At 42.8% G+C, this 21,845-nt stretch carries 20 protein-coding genes; 8 read left to right on the top strand and 12 right to left on the bottom strand.

The annotated features are described in order from the left end of the window. Positions 1-28: 28 nt before the first annotated feature. From ABIN91_RS20800 to ABIN91_RS20785, 4 genes are all read right to left on the bottom strand, one after another. The gene (locus tag ABIN91_RS20800) at positions 29-763 is read right to left on the bottom strand and encodes a DNA-formamidopyrimidine glycosylase family protein (protein WP_348053506.1); all 735 of its coding nucleotides are present in this window, start codon (positions 761-763) and stop codon (positions 29-31) included. A 93-nt stretch (positions 764-856) separates the two neighbouring features. Continuing rightward, a complete protein-coding gene (locus tag ABIN91_RS20795) occupies positions 857-1,486 on the bottom strand; it encodes a hypothetical protein (RefSeq protein ID WP_348053504.1) in 630 nt (209 codons plus the stop codon). 76 nt (positions 1,487-1,562) lie between these two features. Then, positions 1,563-2,084, bottom strand: a complete 522-nt coding sequence (locus tag ABIN91_RS20790; protein ID WP_348053502.1) for a YfiT family bacillithiol transferase — start codon at positions 2,082-2,084, stop codon at positions 1,563-1,565. A gap of 11 nt (positions 2,085-2,095) precedes the next feature. Further along, positions 2,096-3,781 (bottom strand): amidase, encoded by a 1,686-nt coding sequence (locus tag ABIN91_RS20785; RefSeq protein WP_348053500.1) that lies wholly within the window; start codon positions 3,779-3,781, stop codon positions 2,096-2,098. 52 nt (positions 3,782-3,833) lie between these two features. Between ABIN91_RS20785 and ABIN91_RS20780 the strand changes: the two genes are divergently transcribed. The 3 genes from ABIN91_RS20780 to ABIN91_RS20770 all read left to right on the top strand — a co-directional run bounded on the left by ABIN91_RS20780 (position 3,834) and on the right by ABIN91_RS20770 (position 8,542). Continuing rightward, positions 3,834-5,678, top strand: coding sequence for an FAD-dependent oxidoreductase (locus tag ABIN91_RS20780; protein ID WP_348053498.1), 1,845 nt, complete (start codon positions 3,834-3,836; stop codon positions 5,676-5,678). Positions 5,679-5,910: 232 nt separating this feature from the next. After that, positions 5,911-8,025 (top strand): tetratricopeptide repeat-containing sensor histidine kinase, encoded by a 2,115-nt coding sequence (locus tag ABIN91_RS20775; protein ID WP_348053496.1) that lies wholly within the window; start codon positions 5,911-5,913, stop codon positions 8,023-8,025. Positions 8,026-8,077: 52 nt separating this feature from the next. Then, entirely contained in the window at positions 8,078-8,542 is a 465-nt protein-coding gene (locus ABIN91_RS20770; RefSeq protein ID WP_348053494.1) for a phage tail protein, read from the top strand. Between the two features lie 409 nt (positions 8,543-8,951). Here the strand turns inward: ABIN91_RS20770 and ABIN91_RS20765 are convergent, their stop codons facing one another. From ABIN91_RS20765 to ABIN91_RS20730, 8 genes are all read right to left on the bottom strand, one after another. Then, entirely contained in the window at positions 8,952-11,429 is a 2,478-nt protein-coding gene (locus tag ABIN91_RS20765) for a hypothetical protein (protein ID WP_348053492.1), read from the bottom strand. Positions 11,430-11,497: 68 nt separating this feature from the next. After that, on the bottom strand, positions 11,498-11,785 hold the full coding sequence (locus ABIN91_RS20760; protein WP_348053491.1) for a hypothetical protein: 288 nt from the start codon (positions 11,783-11,785) through the stop codon (positions 11,498-11,500). A gap of 2 nt (positions 11,786-11,787) precedes the next feature. Next, complete coding sequence (locus ABIN91_RS20755; RefSeq protein WP_348053489.1) at positions 11,788-12,042, bottom strand: DUF4834 family protein; 255 nt, start codon at positions 12,040-12,042, stop codon at positions 11,788-11,790. A 192-nt stretch (positions 12,043-12,234) separates the two neighbouring features. After that, complete coding sequence (locus tag ABIN91_RS20750) at positions 12,235-13,026, bottom strand: hypothetical protein (protein ID WP_348053488.1); 792 nt, start codon at positions 13,024-13,026, stop codon at positions 12,235-12,237. Between the two features lie 94 nt (positions 13,027-13,120). Next, positions 13,121-13,969 (bottom strand): hypothetical protein, encoded by an 849-nt coding sequence (locus ABIN91_RS20745; protein ID WP_348053486.1) that lies wholly within the window; start codon positions 13,967-13,969, stop codon positions 13,121-13,123. A 103-nt stretch (positions 13,970-14,072) separates the two neighbouring features. After that, on the bottom strand, positions 14,073-14,498 hold the full coding sequence (locus ABIN91_RS20740; protein WP_348053484.1) for a hypothetical protein: 426 nt from the start codon (positions 14,496-14,498) through the stop codon (positions 14,073-14,075). Between the two features lies 1 nt (position 14,499). Next, positions 14,500-16,527, bottom strand: a complete 2,028-nt coding sequence (uvrB, locus tag ABIN91_RS20735) for an excinuclease ABC subunit UvrB (protein WP_348053483.1) — start codon at positions 16,525-16,527, stop codon at positions 14,500-14,502. 240 nt (positions 16,528-16,767) lie between these two features. After that, positions 16,768-17,064 carry a hypothetical protein gene (locus ABIN91_RS20730; RefSeq protein WP_348053481.1) on the bottom strand — a complete coding sequence of 99 codons (297 nt, stop codon included), beginning with the start codon at positions 17,062-17,064 and terminating at the stop codon, positions 16,768-16,770. A gap of 129 nt (positions 17,065-17,193) precedes the next feature. On the opposite strand from ABIN91_RS20730, the gene ABIN91_RS20725 reads away from it, so the two are divergent. The 5 genes from ABIN91_RS20725 to ABIN91_RS20705 all read left to right on the top strand — a co-directional run bounded on the left by ABIN91_RS20725 (position 17,194) and on the right by ABIN91_RS20705 (position 21,828). Continuing rightward, positions 17,194-17,892: a YjjG family noncanonical pyrimidine nucleotidase gene (locus ABIN91_RS20725; RefSeq protein WP_348053479.1), complete on the top strand. Its 699-nt coding sequence runs from the start codon at positions 17,194-17,196 to the stop codon at positions 17,890-17,892. After that, positions 17,889-18,410: a DinB family protein gene (locus ABIN91_RS20720; RefSeq protein ID WP_348053478.1), complete on the top strand. Its 522-nt coding sequence runs from the start codon at positions 17,889-17,891 to the stop codon at positions 18,408-18,410. Before ABIN91_RS20725 ends, ABIN91_RS20720 begins: the two co-directional genes overlap by 4 nt. Positions 18,411-18,690: 280 nt before the next feature. Beyond that, on the top strand, positions 18,691-19,545 hold the full coding sequence (locus ABIN91_RS20715) for a UDP-2,3-diacylglucosamine diphosphatase (RefSeq protein WP_348053477.1): 855 nt from the start codon (positions 18,691-18,693) through the stop codon (positions 19,543-19,545). A 46-nt stretch (positions 19,546-19,591) separates the two neighbouring features. Continuing rightward, positions 19,592-20,590, top strand: coding sequence for a glycosyltransferase family protein (locus tag ABIN91_RS20710; protein WP_348053475.1), 999 nt, complete (start codon positions 19,592-19,594; stop codon positions 20,588-20,590). 248 nt (positions 20,591-20,838) lie between these two features. Next, positions 20,839-21,828: a DUF6427 family protein gene (locus ABIN91_RS20705; protein WP_348053473.1), complete on the top strand. Its 990-nt coding sequence runs from the start codon at positions 20,839-20,841 to the stop codon at positions 21,826-21,828. The last annotated feature ends 17 nt before the right edge of the window (positions 21,829-21,845 follow it).

Raw genomic sequence — 21,845 nt, 5'->3', positions numbered from 1 at the left:
ATACGCTAAAATAGGGTATCCGTGTTAACTATTTATACAGTACCATGCATTTATCGCAATAAAAGGTACGGCGGCGGCTTTTACCTGTATCTGCTATTTGGAAGGGCACGTTGTCGCGCGGACAGGTTGCTTTTTTGTACGCCAGCCAATGCTTTTTAAGTGTGCCCGCTTTTTTTTGCTCCAGAAACTCGAAGGTGTATTTAACGGCTTCGTGCACCATTTCCTTTAGTTTTTTGGCGGGGATTTGGCCAACCTCGCTAAGCGGGTGGATGCGGGTACGGAAAAGCACTTCGTTTTTAATAATATTCCCCACGCCCGAAAATATTTGCTGGTTCATCAGCGCATCGGAAGCCAACATTTGGGGCTCCGCAAGCATCTTTGCAAGAGCTTTTGGGCTACTCCATTTGGGGTTCATCACATCGGCTGTAAAATCGTATAGCTTATCTAATGGCTCTTCTATCAGCTGTAAAGTACAGGCATAAAAGTTGAGTTCGCTATCGTCAAATTGTAAATGCAAACGTGCAGGCTTGGCCGTATGCTCATTTATGCGATATGAGCCGAATAAACCGAAATGAATGCGGATACTAAATTTTTTAAAGCAGATGAAAAAGCTTTTACCCCAGGTTTTAAAGTCGGTTACCTTTTGATTCTTTAAGATAGCTATATCCAGTTTATTATTGTTGTTGCTGGCTTTTTCTACAGTTTGGCCTTTGAACGGATGGACAAGTTCTTTGAGAATAACAATGGATGGACCTTCGGGCATGGATTTGTTTTTTGAGATTAACTCAAAAAGTTGAGGATATGTTTTGATGTTGCTTAATGTTAATGACAACACCAACTTAGGCGAGTGAATATTCTAAAGATTAATTATTTTTTCGGCTATTTTTAAGCAATTATCTAATCCTCCATTCATTCCCATGCGCTCTGTTTCAATATTTAACAGGTATGCTGCAATTTCTTCTTTACCTGTACCGGCCTTTTTTAAATTGTAAGCCCCTGGTACGTAAGATTGATATTCATCTCGAGGGAAATCATCATTAATACCTATTGGGTCCCAATCATACCAAAGGATAGCATCGATTTTTTTATACAGCAAAAAATCTTTTGCAGCTATAAGGCTCTCCTTGAACTTTTTATTCTTTTTAAAGAGTAAGATAGTTGATGTTAATTGTTCTTTAAGCCGTTCATCTTTAAAGTATTCCGCTGCTTGCATCGCTAATTTGGGAATCCAATATCCTCTATCGGCATCAAATGGAGCGGGTTCATTAGACGCATTGTAAGTAATCTTCGCAGCTGTTTCGGCCAGCAACAAATAGGCCTCAGGTTTAAAGCTTGGATGTGCTAATAAAAAAAGTCTTATTTGAGTGAATTGGTTATGAGCTTCTTTCCATCTGTTTTTGTTGGAAATAATCGGGTATAAATCGCTTATTTCTAGAGGAATATTAGGGATATAATCATCAAAGCAAGATAATATAACCCCGCCCAATCTGGTATTAGATTATTGGGTACATCGTGAAAAATCTTTTTACCAATTTCAATATCTGTTGCTAAATCTTTCATATTTAGAATTTAGCACCTTTAATATGCGCCAAATGGTGATTGCCATGCCAGGCATACAAGCCCAATAACTTACGTAATGGGATTGTTTCGCCGCTTGCCGGATGGACAAAGGTGCGGTCCCATTGGTCATCGTTCAGGCTTTCCAGTATGGCTACAAAGCGCAAGTGCAAACCCTCGAGCATACGCAGGCTTGGCTCTACCGGGAGTTTGTAATCGGGGAGTAGCGCCCAGTCGGCTTCTTCATAAGGTTTAATGGTGGGGTTATCTTCGGTTAGCGTCCATTTGAGGCGGATGAAGGCGTTGATATGACTATCGGCAATGTGATGAACTACCTGGCGGATGGTCCAGCCGCCGGGGCGGTAGGGTGTGTCCAGTTGTGCTTCGGTTAGGGGCATTACAGCATTGCGTACTTTGCCCGGAAGGGAGCGGATATCATCTATCCAGGCTAACATTTGCTGTTCGGTGTATGATGTTGGTGGGGTGAATTTACCTATGGGGTATTTTAGTGGATCAAGTTCGGTCATGGTGAATCAGATTAAAAATTCAAACTTGGGTGTTTTTTGTGGAAGTCTGTGGCATCCTGATAAATTTTGGCGGCTTCTAAGGTTTTGCCTTCGCCAAAAAGCTGACCGTTAAAGGTGATGCTGGTTGGTTGTCCGTTTTTAAAACCGTTGGGCACTACTACGCAGGGGTTACCGGTTAGGTTGGTTAAACGCAAATTTGAGCTGAAGGATGGAGCTACATAAAGATCCAGCCCTTTCAATTTTTCGTACCATTGTTGGATAAGCAGGGTGCGGGCGCGCTGGGCGTTAATGTACTCGACCGCCAGGATAAACTGGGCGCAACGGAAAACGTTTGGCCAGGAGTCTTTACCTTGCTGGGCCAGCATATCTGCCCGGTTATCCAATATCAGATCCTGGAAAGCGGCACCGGCTTCGGCATCTAATACCAAGCCTATTGCCGATGCTGGCAGGCTTGGTAATTCTATCGGGATCAAGGTTGCTCCTAACTCTTTTAGTTTGACCAAGGTGACAGAATCGTTAACCGGGTTTAAATACTTGTTGCTGAAGGATGTTTTAAGGTATCCGATCTTCCAGCCTTTAAGGTCTTTTTTTACATTGCCATCGTAGGCGAACGACCAGTTAATGGTGCTCAGATCCTTAGGGTCGGTACCCTGGATGGTGTTGAATACGATGGCGGCATCCTCAACGCTGTGGGTTATGGGGCCTAATTTATCCATACTCCAACTCAAAGCCATTGCGCCGTATTTGCTTACGCGACCAAATGACGGGCGCAGGCCGGTAACACCGCACCTATCCGACGGGGATACGATGGAGCCCAAAGTTTCGGACCCGATGGCGAAGGGTAAGCACCCGGCACTAACGGATGATGCTGGGCCGGCAGAAGAGCCGCTTGAGCCTTGGGTAATATTCCAGGGGTTGCGTGTCATGCCGCCAAACCAGGTTTCGCCCATGGCTAATTCGCCTAAGGTTAGTTTGGCTATGAGTATGGCTCCGGCATCTTGCAGGCGTTTTACTACGGTTGCATCAACCTTTAATTCCTGATCCCGGTAAGGGGCCGCGCCAAAAGTGGTTTTGGTATCGGATGTGGATAGCAAGTCTTTCACGCCGAATGGGATGCCATGTAAAACGCCACGGTATTTGCCGGCTTTAATTTCGGCATCGGCACGGGCGGCTTCGTTAAGGGCCAGTTCTTCTCTGAAATTAACAACGAAGAGCAGCTTGGCATTGTACTTTTTTAAGCGATCTAAAAAGAAACGGGTTAGCTCAACCGAAGTGATCTGTTTGGTGCGGATCAGTTCGGCCAGTTCGCGGATGGTATAAAAAGCTAATTCAGCTTTATCGGCAGGGAGTTTTACGGGTGTGGTTAATTTACTCAACTTAAAACTGCTGTATTTGCGCATGTCGGGATCAACAAAGCCAACCGGAATGGGGTTAAAGTTTAAGGCAGGTACAACGCTGTTTGGGAGTTTAAGGTTTCGTAATTCCTGGTATATTTTGGCTTGCTTGTCGAGCGTGGTCAGCATCTGCTCTTTTTGAGGCTGGGTAAACTCCAGGCCAAACAATTTTTGGGCCTGGTTAAGCATATCAATAGTTATGGGTAATTGTTCTACCTTGTTCCATACAAAGGCGCCAAATACAAAGCTGAAAAGGCTGATGCCGAATAATATAAAGCGCTTACGGGTATTATTTTTTACCATGCTTAAAAGGTTTGTTCTAAATTAGCGTTTTGTACTTGTTTAAAGTTAAAGCATGATAAAAAAGTTTTTACTCTCTCTCTTAATTTCCGGATGTACAGTGGCGTACGGCCAAACCATTAAAACCGATGTAGTGGTGATTGGTGGCAGCGCCAGTGGTGTTGCCGCGGGGATACAAGCCGCGCGCAGCAATGTAAAAACATTAATAGTAGAACCAGGCCCCTGGTTGGGTGGGAGCTTAACCGCGGGCGCTAATTGCATTGTTGATGCCAACCGGAACTTACCATCGGGCATATGGGGGGAGTTTAGGAAACATGTGCGCGAGTTTTATAAAAAGGAGCCGGGTTTTGATACCGCAGCCAATGCCGCTTTAAAATTTGAACCTTATACCGGGGCGGCCATCCTGAAAAAGATAACCGATACGGTGAAGCATTTGACTGTGAAATTGAATACCCCCTGCACATCCATCAAAAAAAATGGCGACGGCTGGGAGCTTACCATCACCGAAAAGGGAAAACAAATAACCGTTAAAGCGCAGGTAGTTATTGATGCTACCGAAACTGCCGATATCGCCGCTAAAGCGGGGGCTAAATTTGATATTGGTTTTGAAAGTAAAAAAGCTACCGGCGAGGCTATTGCTCCTGATGAGGCTAATCCGCTGATACAGGAAATTACCTGGATAGCCATTGTTAAAGATTATAAAGATGCTGCCGACCATACCATACCTAAACCCGAAGGCTATAACGCAGCGGATTATGCCTGTCTGAAAGGGAAAGACATTAAAAAGATGCTGGAAGGCGGTAGAATACCGAACAATAAATTTATGATCAAATGGGCGGATTGTGCCAATAGTTTCCCGGTTACGATGCATGATCTGGAGCCGGAAAACAGGGAGGCTTATTATCATAAAGTAAAGCAGCATACTTTGGGGCTTGTTTATTTTATTGAGACGGAAATGGGTATGAAGAATATTGGTATTGACCCTAAAGAGTTTGGTAGTGCCGATGGCTTACCGTATATCCCGTATATCCGCGAGGCCAGGCGCGCGCAGGGCATCATTCGGATGACGATGAACGAGATCAGTACGCCCTATGATAATGCGGGCAAGTTGTATTACCGCACTTCGATAGGCGTTGGTGATGCGAGTCCGGGGCAACATTATCCGGCAGATAGCAAGGCGCCTAAAACGGCTTATCCGCCTATGCCGGGGTATAGCATACCGATGGGCGCGGTGATTGTAAGGGGTATTGATAATTTTTTGGTGACCGAGAAGGCCATGTCGACCACGCATTTGGTTAATGCCAGCAGTTTTTATCCGAGTGTGCAAATGACTTTGGGGCAAGGCGCGGGTACGGTTGCCGCATACATCGCTTTTTTTAAACTGACCACCAAGGACCTTAAAGACCTGCAAGTACGCAAAATACAAAACGAATTATTGGATTTTAAAGGCTACCTGATGCCTTTTGCAGATGTTAACTTAAGCGACCGTGATTTTAGGGCCATACAACAGGTGGGTGCTACCGGTTTATTAAGAGGTGTACAAAAGGTAAACAACAAAACTGCCGCGGTTTACTTTTTACCCGATACTACGGTATTAACCAGCGAGGTAAAACCTATTCTGCTTGACCTGTATACCCGTGCGTTTTTATGGTTCAATAAAGCAAAACCGGGCGAGGCATTTACGGTAGGCAATATGCTATCCTTTATTAGCGAAATGACATTGGCCGACCCGGAAACCCTCAACAACAACATGGCCAAATACTGGAAAACCAGGTTTAAGTTTACCACCGAGTTTGATGTTAACCGCGCCATAACCCGCCGTGAATTTGCCGTATTGGCCAATACTTATATTAATCCGTTTGCCCGGACGGTGGATATTACGGGTAGGTTTGTGAATTAGGTTTGGTTCGGGATTGGGGATGTTCGATTTGGGATTTACTTTTGAGATGCTTCGAAATTAGTACGCCTTAAGATTGTTATATAAAGATTTTTGTGGTTAACATGAGCGCAATTGGTTGTAACTTCCTCATTATTCTTCCCCATTAGCTAAAATCATTTCATACATTAGTTGTAAGTACCGGATACAAATATCAAGTATGTGGTATTTGCCTTACCTGTATAAACCCTAATGTATGCCGCGGCTCTCCAAGTGTGTCAAATATTTTTTTGCTTTACTACTCTCCGCGTTTTTTACTCAATATGGTTTTGCGCAGCCTGCTAAGGTTAAAGAGCTTGAGGTTAAACTAAAGCAAAACCCAGCCGATACTTCCCGGTTAAAATTGTATAGCCAGCTGGCTAAGGCTTACGGATCGGTTGATCCTGTAAAGAAACTTTATTACACTAAATTATTTAAGGGACTGGCCGTAAAACTGCACGATGAAAACGCCATTGTTGATGCCGACCTGCAAATGGGTAACTATTATTTTGTGCAAGGTAAAATGGATAGCACCTTGCTGGTAGTGCAGCAGGCGTATGTGAGGGCGGTAAAAAACAAATATGAATTAGGCACGGCAAAGAGCCTGTCGAACATGGGGTTTACTTATGATAGGCTTAGTCAGACAAAGGATGCCATAAGGTGTTATTTGGATGCTTTGGTTATCCTGAAAAAGTTGGATAATAAAAAGCTGCTCAATCAATTATATACCAATATTGGATCGATCTATTTTGATTTGCGGCAATACAAAATTGCGGAGAGCTACTTTAACCAAAGTTTGGCAAGTTATACAGCATTGAAAGATACTGCGGGAATTGGGTATGGCTTGTTTACGGTAGGCGGCTGCTATATGGCGCTCCACGAAAATGAAAAGGCTATAGATTATTTGACACGAAGTTTAACCATTCGCGAAAAACTGGGTGATGTAAATGGGGTTGCTTTGGTTAAAAAGGATTTGGGTAAGGTTTATACCAACAAAAAGCAATACGACAAAGCGCTTGTTTATTTAGACAGCGCTTTAAACACCGTTCGCCGTTTACAGGATAAGTATGAAGAATGCGCCCTATTGCTCGACCTGTGCGATGCTTATCTGGGAATGAAGGATTACGCTAAAGCAGAAAGCTCGGCCTTGTTATGCTTAAAGCTTAGTAAAGAGGTTGGAACCAAGGCTGGTGATGCTGAAGCGATGGATAGGTTGGTATCGGTTTACACAGCAACAGGCGATATTAAAAAGGCATTTAAATACCAATCGGATTATATCAAATCGCAGGATGAATTTGAAGCTGCCCGGTCTTTAAAAGAACTTAACATGGTTGAGGTTGGTAGGGTGAAAACCGAAAACGAGGAGTTAAATAAGAATAACCTGATCATTTCATCAAAAAATAACGATAACCTGGAACGGCTTAAACGGTATAGCAATGTGATTGTTATAACCCTGGTTATACTGGTATTTGTTACCCTGCTTGTGCTGGTATTATTAAAACGTAACCGCGAAAAACAGGCTGCTAACAAACAATTGCTTTTACAAAAAGAAGAGATAGCAACTATTAATAAAGAGCTTGAATTACTAAACGAGGAAATTAAAGCGCAGATAGAACTCACCAACAGCCAAAACCTTGAGCTGGAACGGATGAACGATATCAAGAATAAATTTTTCTCCATTGTTTCGCACGATTTGCGGAGCCCCATAGGTACGCTGCAAACCCTGCTTTCTATTTACCGGGAAGGGGATCTCAGTAATGATGAGTTGAGCATGTTGTTGCTTAAGCTTGAGGATACCATTATTAACACGGGTACATTTTTGGATAACCTGTTGGAATGGTCAAAAAGCCAAATGGAGGGTATTATTATTAATGCTGTTAATTTTGATGTTTCGGATTGTGTGGCCGAGAACATTAAGCTTTTTGAAAGTAAGATAAGTTTGAAAAAATTGGAGGTAGTGAACAGGGCTACCGAGCCGGTAACGGTTTTTGCCGACAAGAACATGATTAACGTTGTGGTAAGAAACATATTATCGAACGCGATCAAGTTTTGTAACCCGAACGATGAAATTGTGTTGAGGGTTGAACAAAGGGGTGGCCGTGTGTTAATTACCATTAGTGATACCGGCCCGGGTATTAGCGAGGCCGAACAGCAAAAGCTTTTTAGTTTAGAGCATAGTTTAAGCAGCAGCGGTACACACGGCGAAAAGGGCAGCCATTTAGGTTTGATACTTTGCCAGGATATGGTGATACAGAATAACGGAAAGATATGGTTTGAGACCGAACCGGGCAAAGGCACTACTTTTTTTATTGATATACCGGCGGGAGCGTAGTTTATTAATGTCAAAATAACATGGTTTTTGATATCCCTTAAATAAATAGAAGATGGTGAATGACGATGGCAGTAAAGAAGGCGCAACATGGCCCATGCCGAAGTTTAGATTCGAAGTAGATTTTGGAACGGAATTGAAAGGCGTTGCTTTTCAGGAAGTATCTGGAATGGAGGTTGAAAACCAGGTTATTGAATACCGGAAAAGTAACAGCCCTTTGTTTAGTACCGAAAAGATGCCCGGCATAACTAAGTACGGTAATGTAACTTTAAAAAGAGGGGTGTTTATTAACGACAATTCTTTTTGGAACTGGCATGCCGAGATTAAAATGAATGTGGTAAAGAGAAGGACGGTGCTTATCAAACTGCTTGATGAAAGCGGTAAGGTAACTATGCAATGGACCCTGAAAAATGCCTGGCCCACTAAAATTACAAGTACGGATCTAAAATCTGACGGGAACGAAGTTGCTGTGGATACAATTGAACTTGCGCACGAACTGCTTATCATTAGCAATGGTTAATAACGGCTATCTGGGTTTATTTCCGTATTTTTGTATAACGGCAGAACGCAATTAAGCAGGTAAATGATCTCTTAAATCATCCTGTTTGTTATTACCGTTATTAAGGTGATTTTGGTTTCTGTTGGTGTTTTATTATTGATTTTGTAAAGGGCATTCAGAAGGTAGCGAAAAAGTCTTACAATTTCCCCCCTTGTTAATTATTGCGGTTATTATGGATTGCTAAAATGGCAATGGGTTAGAAAATATGAGATACTGAAAATCCCCCTTAATCCCCCCTTGAATAGAACCAAGAGTCAAGATGCAGGAATCAAGCTATGTTGTAATATCCATCTTTTCCCGAAAAGTTAGGGCAAAAAAATAGCGATGAGTTTTTACACGCATCGCTATACTGAATATTATTGTTGATCTGTTACTTTTTAGCTGCTGCCGGTTTGGCCGGTGTTTGTTTTTTACGGGTTTCCATAAACAAGGCGCCGAACAGGGCCAGTATCATGATAGCCGAACTTGCCATTGAGATCTTCTCGCCGGTATAGTATGATGCCGGGTGGAATACGAACTCGATTTTGTGATTTCCTGTAGGTATTTGGGCGGCACGCAAAACGTAATCGGCGCGGAAGTATGGTTTCTCGGCGCCGTCTATTAGCATTGCCCAGCCTTTTTCATAATAGATCTCAGAGAATACAGCTACCTGTGGTGTTATCGAGCCACTCTGGTAGATCATGTGATCGGGATTGTAACTTACCAGGCTGATTGATCCATTGGTATCTAAAGCGGTTTGTTTCTCGTCTATCTGTTTGCTGTAGCGTTGATCTACAATGGCTTCTTCAGAAGGGTTGAAGCTACTGATGGCCTGCATTTCTTTGTCAGCGTCAGCGGCGTATTTTACATTTTTTACAAACCAGGCATGGCCACATGCTGTTTCGTTGGCATGCATGGTCAGGCTTTGTGTTTTTTGATCGGTAGTGATAATGTATTTAACATTCAGCATATCCAATACATCCTGATTAATGCTTCTGGATAATTGGTTATCCACCATTTCATCATAACGTTTTAAACGCGCTGCCGAGTAACCACTGATGGATTTGTGGAAATATGGTGTGAACGAATCGGTCATGATGGGTTGTGTTACGTCGAACACACGGAAATCAGGGTCTTTATCACGCATAATGATCTGGTCGATATCACGTGGTTTTGGCGCCAGGGCCTCTTGCTTATCAACAAAGCTATCATCTTTAAGATAGCGTTTATCTACCTGCCATAAGTCTATCAGGGTAACCACCAAAAAAGCTATGGATAGCACGGTAGTGTTGATCTTTTGTTTGATGAACGCCCATAGTAAAGCAAAGGCGATTAGCACCAGTACTAATGAGCGGAATGCATCGGCACGGGCTACGGCTATACGATCGTCGGTTAAGCCGCGCATAACAGCAAGGGCGGCCTCGCGGTTGCCTTTAAAGGCTTGTGTTAGCTGATCTGTTATGTTTTGGTTTGCCGCGTTTTTAAACGAGAGGAAAAGATCTGGCAGGATAAGAATGGCTAAACAGATACCGCCGGTAATATATAAGGCGATAAGGAGCTTTTTAAATAGCGGGGCTTTATCTGTGGTATTGATCACCTCGTTAATACCCAGGAATGCCAATACCGGTAAGCATAGCATGGTGATAGCCAGGAAAGAATCAACCGCGCGGAACTTATTATATAGCGGGAAGTAGTTAAAGAAGAAGTTAGAAAGGAATGCCAGGTTACTGCCAAATGATAACAGTACGGATAATATAATGGCGCTAAGCAACCACCATTTGATGCGGTTACGCACTACAATGAGCCCGAATATGAACAGGAAGAATACTGCTGCCCCGTAATAATTGGGCCCCTCGGTAAATGGCTTATCACCCCAATAAAGTGAAAATTGCTGTGCAAAGGTTTCGGCCTGGGCCGGATCAACATTATTGCTTATTAATGCTTTGGCAATGTTTGAGCCTTCGCCCGGAGGGGTGCCGCTACCGCCGCCATAGGCGTTAGGTATTAAAAAGGTAATGGTTTCGCCAATACCCTGACTGTATTGAAAGGCGTAATCTTTAGCCAGGCCGTTGCTTGGTTCTTTGGTGTTTTGAGTAAGGTTTGACTGGCCACGGGTGGTGTATTTACCGTACTCGTAAGTACTCCATAATAACGACGCGTTAACCGCGATAGCTAATAAAGTTGCTACGGCTAAATAGGCAATAGCTTTGATATAAGCTGCCAAAGTTTTGCCTTTAATGGCATTGTATAGTTCAAAGCCTACCAATAGCAATATCGCGATAAGCAGGTAATAAGTCATTTGGATGTGGTTGGCCCTGATCTCTAACGACAGGAAAAACGCGGTAAGCGATGCTCCCAGAAGATATTTTCCGCGTAAAGCTAAAATTATGCCTGCCAGTATCGGCGCAAAAAATGCTATTGCGAATACCTGGTTAGCGTGTCCGGCAACCATCAATATAATATTGTATGACGAAAAGGCGAACGCCAATGCCCCCGCTGCTGCCAGCCATGGATTGAGTTTTAAAACGGAGAGTAAGAAGTAAACGCCTAACAGAAGGAGTAATACGGTATCAATAGGGCTTGGGAATACAGACTTTAGTGTGCTAACAATGTGCGTGGTGATGTTACCCGGATATGGTGCCCATATTTGAAAAGCGGGCATACCACCTAATATTTGGTTGGTCCAAAGTATGGTGGTGTCTTTGGCGTGGTAATCCATGATCTCTTTTTGAGTGGACTGCGCGCGCGTTACGTCGTTTTGACCTAATGCTTTACCCTTAAAAGCAGGCGTAAAGTATACAAAGCTAATGGCGAAAAATATGCCGATAATGGCCAAATGAATGCCATTTTGTTTAAACCAATTGTTCATTAATATGAGATATGAGCTTCAAAAATAGGAATTTGGCCGGGAATAGAAACTATTTATGTATTTGGCTATCAACAATGCAAATTGATGCGAAATGCAAAAAACAGGAGTACCATACCGGCAACACTAATTACATAAGCAATAATACGTATTTTATCGTATTCTTCGCGGTCGCGGCGTATTTTGTAAACGTTGTAAGCTGCAAGTGCAGCAATCACCACCCAAAAAAACGTTTGGATATGGCTACAGGCGGCAAACATCTGCACGGCCAGGGCAAGCACAACGTAGTTTACCGTTATCAGGAAAAACGATTGGGGGGTGCCAAAATGCCTGCGCTTATAAACCTCTTCGGGGAGCATCGTTATTTGATCTCTTCGAAATCGACGTAATCGCCTTCCGAATCAGGTATTGAGCTTTTAGTTTTTGGGGCATTATCAACACGTACAGAACCTTCGGTTGGGCGGCGGGTTGATTGATTGTTATATTGTTGCTGACCACCTTGCTGAGCCTTGTTCACTAAACTTTGAAAAAGCATGGGGAGCAATAAACGTATAAGCGCACGTATACCGTAGTAAATAAGCGCGCCGATGAGAAGAAATTCAACTATACCAGACATTGGATAAATTTAAAGCACAAATATATAAAGTTAATAACGATAAAATAGTTTGCTTATGATATGCCTTTTTAATTTAAGTGTAAATTAATGCCTTGTGAATATTATGGAGAGTGTAATTTAAGGCGGTAGGGCAATTCAATAATAATGTAGCTTTCTTGCCATTTGGATAAGAAAGCTACATCAATTGAATAATTAATTAGTCGCCAGTGCTACTTTTAGATCAAAATCATGGGATACAGTAATTTCTGGACCTTTACCAGGAAGCTCAACATGGGGTGTAGGCATACGTGCTTCAGCTATCGTACCTTTATATGATGGATCAAAATTGGGCCGGTAACCTCTAACTTCTTGTAAGTATGCGTGATCTTCGATCACAATTTGTGGTTCAGAAATTGTCGCGAGTGACTCTACACCATTTACGCAAATATTCATTTTAATTTGATTGGTTGTACCTGCCACTAACCCCAATTGTTTTAATGGTATAGCGATCTCATAGCCCAGGTTTGAATAATCATCAAATTTTAATGCAGCTTTAAAGCCTTGTGTATTTGCTGTTGCATTAACTTCCGCATCACCACCATTAAAGCCTGATGTTTTGATATTGATAGTTTTAATGGTATCGGCCGGGTTGCTTTTTAAAAATGTGCCGGGTGCCGGGTAGGTCAATTGATAAGCTTTGTTTTTTTTATCGGCTGTGTTTATCGAAATGGTTATTCCGCCCAATAGTATTTTACGCTCGGTAAGTAAATCTTTAGTAAAGGCCGATATATATAAATAGTTATCGTCATTGGCTACGGTATAGCCCAATTTATTGGTGGCATCAAACTTGGGTGCCGAATCTTTCCACTCGGCTACAGTACCATCAATAGTAATAACTTTAGGTGCCCTTTGTATAACATGAGTTTTAGATTGCGCTTTGGCGTTTATGCCAAGTACTGATATCCCAAATAATGGAACAAGAGCAATGTAATATTTTGTTTTCATAGATAAGTTGGTTAGTGTACTGCAAGTTATGAAAAACTAATTTATTTTTTTTAAAAAATATTAAGTAAGAGCTTGAAATATGACCCTATTATTATTAATGCGAGGCTATGGTAAGTTCAACCCAAAAATCGGTTGGTTGTGATAGGGTAGATCTGTCTTGCTGTTGGTTGCCTGTGCCACCACCACGGTTTCCGCCACGGCCACCGCCTCCACCTCTGCGACCTCCACCCATACCTCCACCGCCGCCCATGCCTCCTCCGCCACCAATACCGCCGCCTTCCATGCCGCTACGGCGGCCAGCACCGCCTTGGCCATTGGCTGGTTTTTCCATTCCGTTGATGGAGATGTTGATAGCCACTTGAGCCATTTTATTTTTGCCTGTTTTTAAATGAAGTAAACTTAAAGGTATGGCGGTTTCATATATTAGATTGTGCTGATCATCAAAACCCAATGCCGCGTTAAAACCATAGGTGTTTGAGGTGGTGATCACGTCGCTCTCTACTTCTTTAAATCCGGCTACACGGATACTGGTTGATTCGATTAACGACGGGCGTGGCATATCATCGGCATCATCATCGTGATTGCGGTTCATATAGGCTGTTTTATCGGGGATGGGGTAAGTAAGGCTACAGGTTTTGCTTTTTTTGCCCTGGCCGTTTACAGATATGGTTATGCCACCTGCCATAATTTTGCGTTTGAGCTGCTTATCGCGCACAAAGGCTGCAACGTATAGGTTTGAATCGTCGCTGGCTATGGTGTAATTGAGTTTGCTTTTGCTATCATACATGGTTAAGGTATCACCCCACTCGGTTAGTTTACCATCAACTTTTACACTTTTTGGCGCTTTTTGCATAGCGGGGTTTTGCTCTGAGTGAGAGTAGGCCTCCATTAAGCAAGAGATAAGCAGGATAAACAAAAAGGTATATTTATATCTGAGTTTCATTGGCCGGATGTTTTGATTCTACAACAATAGCCGGGTTAAATGAAGTTTTGATGAAAATTAAATAAGTATAAGGTTGCGAACAAACTTGTTACAGAAGAAGGAGTTAAACTAAGAAATACAATGTCGTCGAATCTTCCAGATTAGGCTTTGCTATTATTCCTTGATTTATTAAGTTTTGAAATTCTATTTCAAGTATACCTTTAGCAAGATATCTTGTATACTTTATTGGTTGTTCACTAACAAACCCGTTAAGTCTCCAAATATCAAAGCCATCATGACGGGGTTCAGGGAAAAACGCGAAGTCAAAATCAATCATCTTATCTTCAAAGTGTATAGCTAAACCAATTCCATGAAAAGCATAGAAATTAACTCCGTACTCCTTAAGTGAGCCTGTTTGCTCATAAAGCCTGCTATGCCATCCTTCAAGAATATTATCAACTTGATATTTGGTTTTAAAGATAGTTACCGCCCTATCAGCAGTTTTCTGATAATCTTTGATAACATCTAACAAAGTAAATTCTGTTTCCATCTTACGAAAACTTCTCTTCCATCATTTTCTCCAGTGCAAACATTTCGTCGCGGAGTTTGGCGGCGAGTAAAAAGTCCATGCCTTTGGCGGCGGCAAGCATTTCTTTTTTGGTATTCTCGATGGATTTACCAAGTTCGGCCTTGGTCATGTATTGGACAATCGGATCTGCAGCTATGTTGGCGGCGGTATCTTCAACGTAGGCGTATTGAACACCACCTTTAAAGTCGACAACCGAGGTTTGCTCAATGATAGCTTCGCGCGATTTACCTACTGTTGTTGGAGTGATGCCATGTTCGGTGTTGTAGGCTATCTGGATATCACGGCGGCGATTGGTTTCTTCCATTGTTACCCGCATGGAATCGGTTATTTTATCGGCATACATAATTACCCGGCCCCGGTCGTTACGGGCGGCGCGGCCAATGGTTTGTATCAATGAGCGCTCAGAGCGGAGGAAGCCTTCTTTATCGGCATCCAGAATCGCGACAAGGGAAACCTCGGGCAGATCCAAACCTTCGCGCAGTAAGTTGATACCGATAAGTACATCAAACTCGCCCAAGCGGAGGCCGCGAAGTATTTCTACCCGTTGCAGGGTTTTAACTTCGGAGTGGATGTAGCGGCATTTGATGCCCAGCCTGTCCATGTATTTAGCCAGTTCTTCGGCCATGCGTTTGGTTAGGGTGGTTACCAATATACGATCGCCCATTTTAATGGTTTTGTCTACTTCATCAAGCAGATCATCAACCTGGTTAATTACCGGGCGAACTTCTATCACCGGGTCTAATAATCCGGTTGGGCGTATTACCTGTTCCACAACTACGCCGCCAGATTTTTCCAGTTCAAAATCGCCGGGGGTGGCGCTTACGTAAACGGTTTGGGGTGCCAAACGCTCAAACTCCTGAAAGTTGAGCGGGCGGTTATCTAAAGCGGCAGGCAGGCGGAAGCCGTACTCAACCAGTGATATTTTGCGGGATCTATCGCCACCATACATGGCGCGTATCTGCGGTACGGTTACGTGGCTCTCGTCAATCACCATCAGGTAATCATCGGGGAAGTAATCCAGCAGACAGAACGGCCTTGCACCGGGGGCACGGCCATCAAAAAAGCGGGAGTAGTTTTCGATACCGGAGCAATAGCCTAATTCGCGTATCATTTCCAGATCGTAGTTCACCCTTTCTTCCAAACGTTTGGCTTCTAAAAAGCGGCCATCGTGAATGAATTGTTTTTTGCGGGTTTCCAGTTCTTCCTGAATCTCCCAAACGGATTGCTGGAAACGCTCGCGCGGTGCTACATAGAGGTTGGCGGGATAAACCACCATGTTCTGCATCTTTTCGACGGTTTTTCCGGTGGCGGTGTCAAAGGTGCTTAGCTCTTCAATATCATCACCAAAAAACGAAACACGATAGGCATAATCCATATTGGCGGGCCATATATCAACCACATCGCCTTTTACGCGGAAGTTACCACGTTTAAAATCGGCCGTGGTGCGGGCGTAGAGTATCTCAACCAAACGGTGTAAAAAGGCGTTGCGGCTAATGCGTGTGCCCACCGCGAAGCGGAATACCGAGTTGGCAAAATCTTCCGGGTTACCCATACCATAGATGCAGGAAATAGACGATACCACGATTACATCCCTACGGCCCGACATTAGGGCCGAAGTGGTGCGGATACGTAGTTTTTCGATCTCCTCATTGATCTGAAGATCTTTTTCGATATAAGTATTGGACGAGGGGATAAATGCCTCAGGTTGGTAGTAATCGTAATAAGATACAAAGTAATTTACCGCATTCTCCGGAAAAAACTGTTTGAACTCGCCGTATAATTGTGCGGCCAGGGTTTTGTTGTGACTTAGTATGAGCGTTGGCTTTTGAGTTTGCTCAATAATGTTGGCCACGGTAAATGTTTTTCCTGAACCGGTAACACCTAACAGCGTTTGGTAATTATCGCCATTGTTAATGCCTTGCACCAGTTGTTTGATGGCTTCGGGCTGATCGCCGGTGGGTACATATTGAGATGTGATCTTAAAATCCATAGGTTACCAAAAATACAAAAAAGATAGGAGTTCCGATAGCTATCGGAATGAGATGCGACAATAAAATAAATGAACAGATAGGATGAAATTTTGTTGGGGCAAAGCTCAATAAAAAAGGGGAACCAACCCGTGGCTCCCCCTAAATCAAACCTTATCAAACAACAGTGCAAACTGATGTTCACTATTAAATACGTTTGCACATGTAGTTTAGTTTAAGGGAGTTTTTTAATGACAATAGAATTAGATTTCGGAATTGGGATTTTCGATTTCGGATTTGTTTTTTGATTTGCGTCGTATCAAGATAACCTCGATCAACCAGCTATAAAACAATGCACCTGTAATTACGCCTAAAGCGAAACCTATCCAGTTTTGCATTATCCCAAGCATGTACAGGATAATGTTAGGGAACACAAAAATGGCATACCACAGGTTGCAAAAATGATTGATGAGGTGCGCAAACCATCCGTTACCAAAAACACCCTGGTGGTAGCCATTGCCCATGATATAGGTAAATACCGATATGGAGGCGATTATCATGAAAGAGATAAAGAAGCGTTCGCGATTTATATTTTTCAAGTTGTAGCTTTGTTGCGGATGATAAAATCCATCGGAAATAAAAATAAACATTTATTGAACACATCTTCCATATTACCTCATACATCTTCCATGAATAGCAAATACAAACACATCTTTTTCGACCTAGACCATACGATTTGGGATTTTGATAAGAATGCCGAAGAGACTTTGCAGGAATTGTATATCACTTATAACCTAAATGATCTGGGGTTAACCTCGGCGGATGCTTTTATTGAAACCTATACCCGCAACAACCATCAGCTTTGGGCCGATTACCATGTGGGGAAGATCAGCAAAGAAACTTTGCGGGAAACAAGGTTTAAGAAAACGTTTCTGGATTTGGGGCTTAGCGCTGATGTGATCCCGGTAGCTTTTGAGGATGATTATGTGCGCATTTGTCCTACCAAAACTAACCTGTTTGAAGGGGCGCATGAAACCTTGCAATATCTGCATGGCAAATATACCATGCATTTAATAACTAATGGCTTTAAAGAATCACAGGACTCAAAGATAAACGGGACGGATATTGGAAAGTATTTCGATCAGATCATCGTATCCGAAGATGTGGGCGTTAACAAACCCGACCCGGCAATTTTTAGGCATGCGTTAAATGTAGCCGGCGCTGATAAAGAAACCAGTTTAATGATTGGCGATAGCATTGAGGCCGATGTGCGCGGAGCCTTAGGTTTTGGGATGGATGCCATTTATTTTAACCCGGCAGGGTTGGAAAAACCGGCCGATATACCTGTGCAAATTACCAGCTTAAATGAGTTAACTTTGTTGTTATGAGTATCGCTTCGGATAAAAAATCACTGGAAAACCTGCTGGCAGAATACCGCCGCAAGCTTGATCAGATACCTGATGATCGTTTTAATGCCACGCCTCCGGGCGGTGGCTGGAGCTATGGCGAAGTGTACTCGCATATTTTACAATCAAACTTAGGTTCGTTCATCGCTATTGAACGCTGCGCCAACGGCACGGGTAAGCTTGATAATAAACGGATGGGTTGGTTAGCCCAATTCATTTTTTTGATAGGTGGTTTTCCGTTCAAATTTAAGGCTCCGGATAAGCTTGCCGCAATGGTAAACAATATTGGTAAAGAGGAAGCACGTAACCTATTGGTTAAACTTAAAGCAAAGATGGACCTAATGGTGCCCGTTGTGACTAAGGCATCAAGCTTCAGTAAAATTAAACACCCCCGTTTGGGATTGCTCAATGCCAGGCAATGGCTGAGGTTTATTGACATCCATACCCGGCATCATTTAAAGCAATTAAAGCGCATCGATAAAAAATTTCAGTCCGCGTGAAACGTTTTAATGTTAACAGCGTCTTAACATACAGATAATCTGATAAACAGATATTTGTATTAACACTTTGTAAAAGATGAATTGGGAATTTATCCATGTGTTTGAAGTTGGCGCGCTGTTGGCATTAGTAATGATCTTTTACTTCAGCCCCTACGAACTGAAAGCAAATGAGGACGAGGAAGACGACGAGTAATCAAAGGCAAAACTACTCCGCTATAACCGGTTTTTTTAACCGGATTAAAACCGCTCCCCCTTATATTTATTGCCGCCCCTGCACATTATGACGAAACGTGAGGTAGATATTGTTGTGATATCTGACGTGCATTTAGGCACCTATGGCTGCCAGGCTAAAGAGCTGTTGCGCTATTTAAAAAGTATTAAACCTAAAATTTTGGTTTTGAACGGCGATATTATTGATATCTGGCAGTTCAGCAAATCGTACTGGCCCGAGGCGCATACCAAGGTGCTGCGCCGGATACTCAAATTCATTGCCGATGGCGTTCCGGTTTATTACCTTACCGGGAACCATGACGAAACCCTGCGTAAGTTTGCCGATTTTGACTTAGGAAGTTTTAAGCTGCTCAATAAAGTATTGTTGAATATTGACGGCAAAAAAGCCTGGATATTTCATGGTGATATTTTTGATGTGACTATGCAACACTCCAAATGGCTGGCTAAACTGGGCGCTATTGGTTACGATACTTTAATATTGATCAACAGTATGGTGAACTGGGGCTTTACGGTGATGGGTAAGCAAAAGATGAGCTTTTCGCAAAGGGTGAAGGCTAAGTTTAAGGATGCTGTTAAGTTTATCAATCAGTTTGAGCAAACGGCTGCCGACCTGGCTGTTGATAAGGGTTATGATTATGTGATATGCGGGCATATTCACCATGCCGAGATCAGGACGATTGAAAATGAAGAGAAAACCGGATCTGTATTATACTTAAACAGTGGCGATTGGGTGGAAAGCTTAACCTCGCTCGAATACAATAATGGTAGTTGGGATATCTACAAATATGAACCTGCCGCTTTTGAGATAGAAACCGAAGACGATGATAAAACGGATTCGGAAGATCTGGATGCCAAAATGAATGTACTTGATTTATTAGAGCGCTTTAAACAAGAGACGCATTAATGTAGTTAAAGCTTCTATATTTGTGCAGGCTACGGGATAGATCAACATGAAAATACTTTACGCAATACAGGGGACAGGAAACGGCCACATTAGTCGTGCGCGTGAAATTGCACCCTTGTTGCAGCAATATGGCGAGCTTGATTTATTGGTGAGCGGTACCGAGGCCGAAATGGCTTTAACGCAGCCGCTTAAATACCAGTATCATGGGTTTAGCTTTGTGTTTGGTAACAAGGGCGGGGTTGATAAATGGGCAACCTACAAGCTGATGAACCTGCCGAAGTTGTGGAAAGACATCCATTCGATCCCACTAAAACAATACGATTTAATTGTGAACGATTTTGAACCGGTAACCGCCTGGGCCTGCCGTTTGCAGAAGGTGGAGTCGGTTTCGTTGAGCCATCAGTGTTCGTTCGTTTCGCCAAATACGCCACGGCCCGAGCACCGGAGTACTGCCGCGGAGTTGCTGTTGAAATATTATTCGCCTACTAATTATCATATTGGATTCCATTTTGACAGGTATGCCGATTTTATCCATACTCCGGTTATCCGTAGTGGTATCCGCAGTCTTGATCCTAAAAATAAAGGACATTATACGGTTTATCTCCCTGCTTATGATGACCGTACACTGCTAAAATATTTGAGTCAGGTTGATGTGCCCTGGCAGATATTCAGCAAACGCCAAAAAACCAACTATACCGAAGGCAACGTAACAGTTAGCCCGGTTAACAACGAAGCCTTTAACCAAAGCATGTGCAATTGTGAAGGGTTACTAACCGGCGGCGGTTTTGAAGGACCCGCCGAAGCGCTGTTTTTAGGTAAAAAAGTTTTGATGATACCGATGAAGGATCAGTACGAGCAGCAATGTAACGCGCAGGCGGCATCATTATTAGGCGTTCCGGTGGTACATGATATTGACGATAGTTTTGTTGCGAAGCTCAGAGCGTGGGTTGAAGAGAGCAAGGTTATTACAGTAAATTTTCCGGATGAAACGGCGGGGATAATTGAGGGGATGGTGAAGAAGTATGCCAGAAGTACAGCCCCCTAACCCCCTGAAGGGGGAACTGATTTGCAATTTTGTCATTTCGACGATAGGAGAGATCTTTTGCGAGCGAAGAGTATACATGTGTTCTTTTCTATAGCAGACCTATAGCTCGCAGAAGATTTCTCTCGTCGGTCAATACCGCGTTGCTCAATTGTACCTTGTTCGATGACATAGAGTATGTGATTAGGTAATTGTTATTTCCCCCTTCGCTGATTTTCTGTTAATATTGCTGTAAATAGTTTCCATTTTAGATGATCAACGCTTTCCGTACGCTTAATCCTATTAATATACTTTGGCTTGGCCTGGTTTTAATTGGTTTGCGTGTGGGTTTTATTATTAAATTGCCCGATCATATCCCCTTTACCTTAGTTGAGCCTTTTGCCCGATTGCTTATCCCGGTTAGTTACGAGAATTTTTTTAGTCCGATAAATAATGTATTGATAGCCGCGGTGCTTATACTGGGTCAATCGCTTTGGGTGAATCATATCATCAATCATTATAACCTGCTGGGTAAGGCTACCTTTTTACCAGCGTTAATGTACATTACGGTATCATCGCTGTTTATCCCATTCCTGATACTGAGCCCTGCGCTGATCTGTAATTTTTTGCTGATCTGGATGGTGGATAAGCTGTTGCAGCTTTATGCAGATGAGAATGCCAAAGCCACAGCTTACGATCTGGGGATGATAGTGGCCATAGGTACGCTAATATATTTTCCATACATCTATATGTTTTTAACGGTATGGGCGGGGCTGGTTATTTTTCGTCCGTTTAACTGGCGCGAGTGGGTATCGGCGGTGGTTGGGTTTATTACCATTTTCTTTTTTCTGGCAGTATTTTATTTCTGGAACGACAGGATAGACCAGTTTTACAAGATCTGGCTACCATTGGGCAGCAGTTTTCCTAACAGGATAGAGATCGTAAATTATTATAACTACCTCATCATTATCCCGGTAATTGTAATATTGGTGCTGGCGTTTTTTAGATTAAGGCAAAATTTTTTTAAAAGTTATGTGCTAATGCGGAAATCGTTCCAGTCGTTGGCGTTTATATTCTTCATCTCGCTGGTATCGTTTTATGTAAAGGCCAATTTTAATTTGAGCCATTTTATATTGTGCGCGGTGCCTGCATCCATTATGTTTGCCTATTACTTTTTGTACGCCAACGTTCGCTGGTTTTACGAAACGCTGTATTGTTTACTGCTAATCAGCATCATTATCTTTCAGTTTAACAATTTTTAACTATAAAATTGGTGCAA

It is taken from the genome of Mucilaginibacter sp., assembly GCF_039921305.1.
Taxonomy (GTDB): Bacteria; Bacteroidota; Bacteroidia; order Sphingobacteriales; family Sphingobacteriaceae; genus Mucilaginibacter.
Note: the sequence above shows the minus strand (reverse complement) of the source record. Positions and strands in the feature narration are given on the sequence as shown.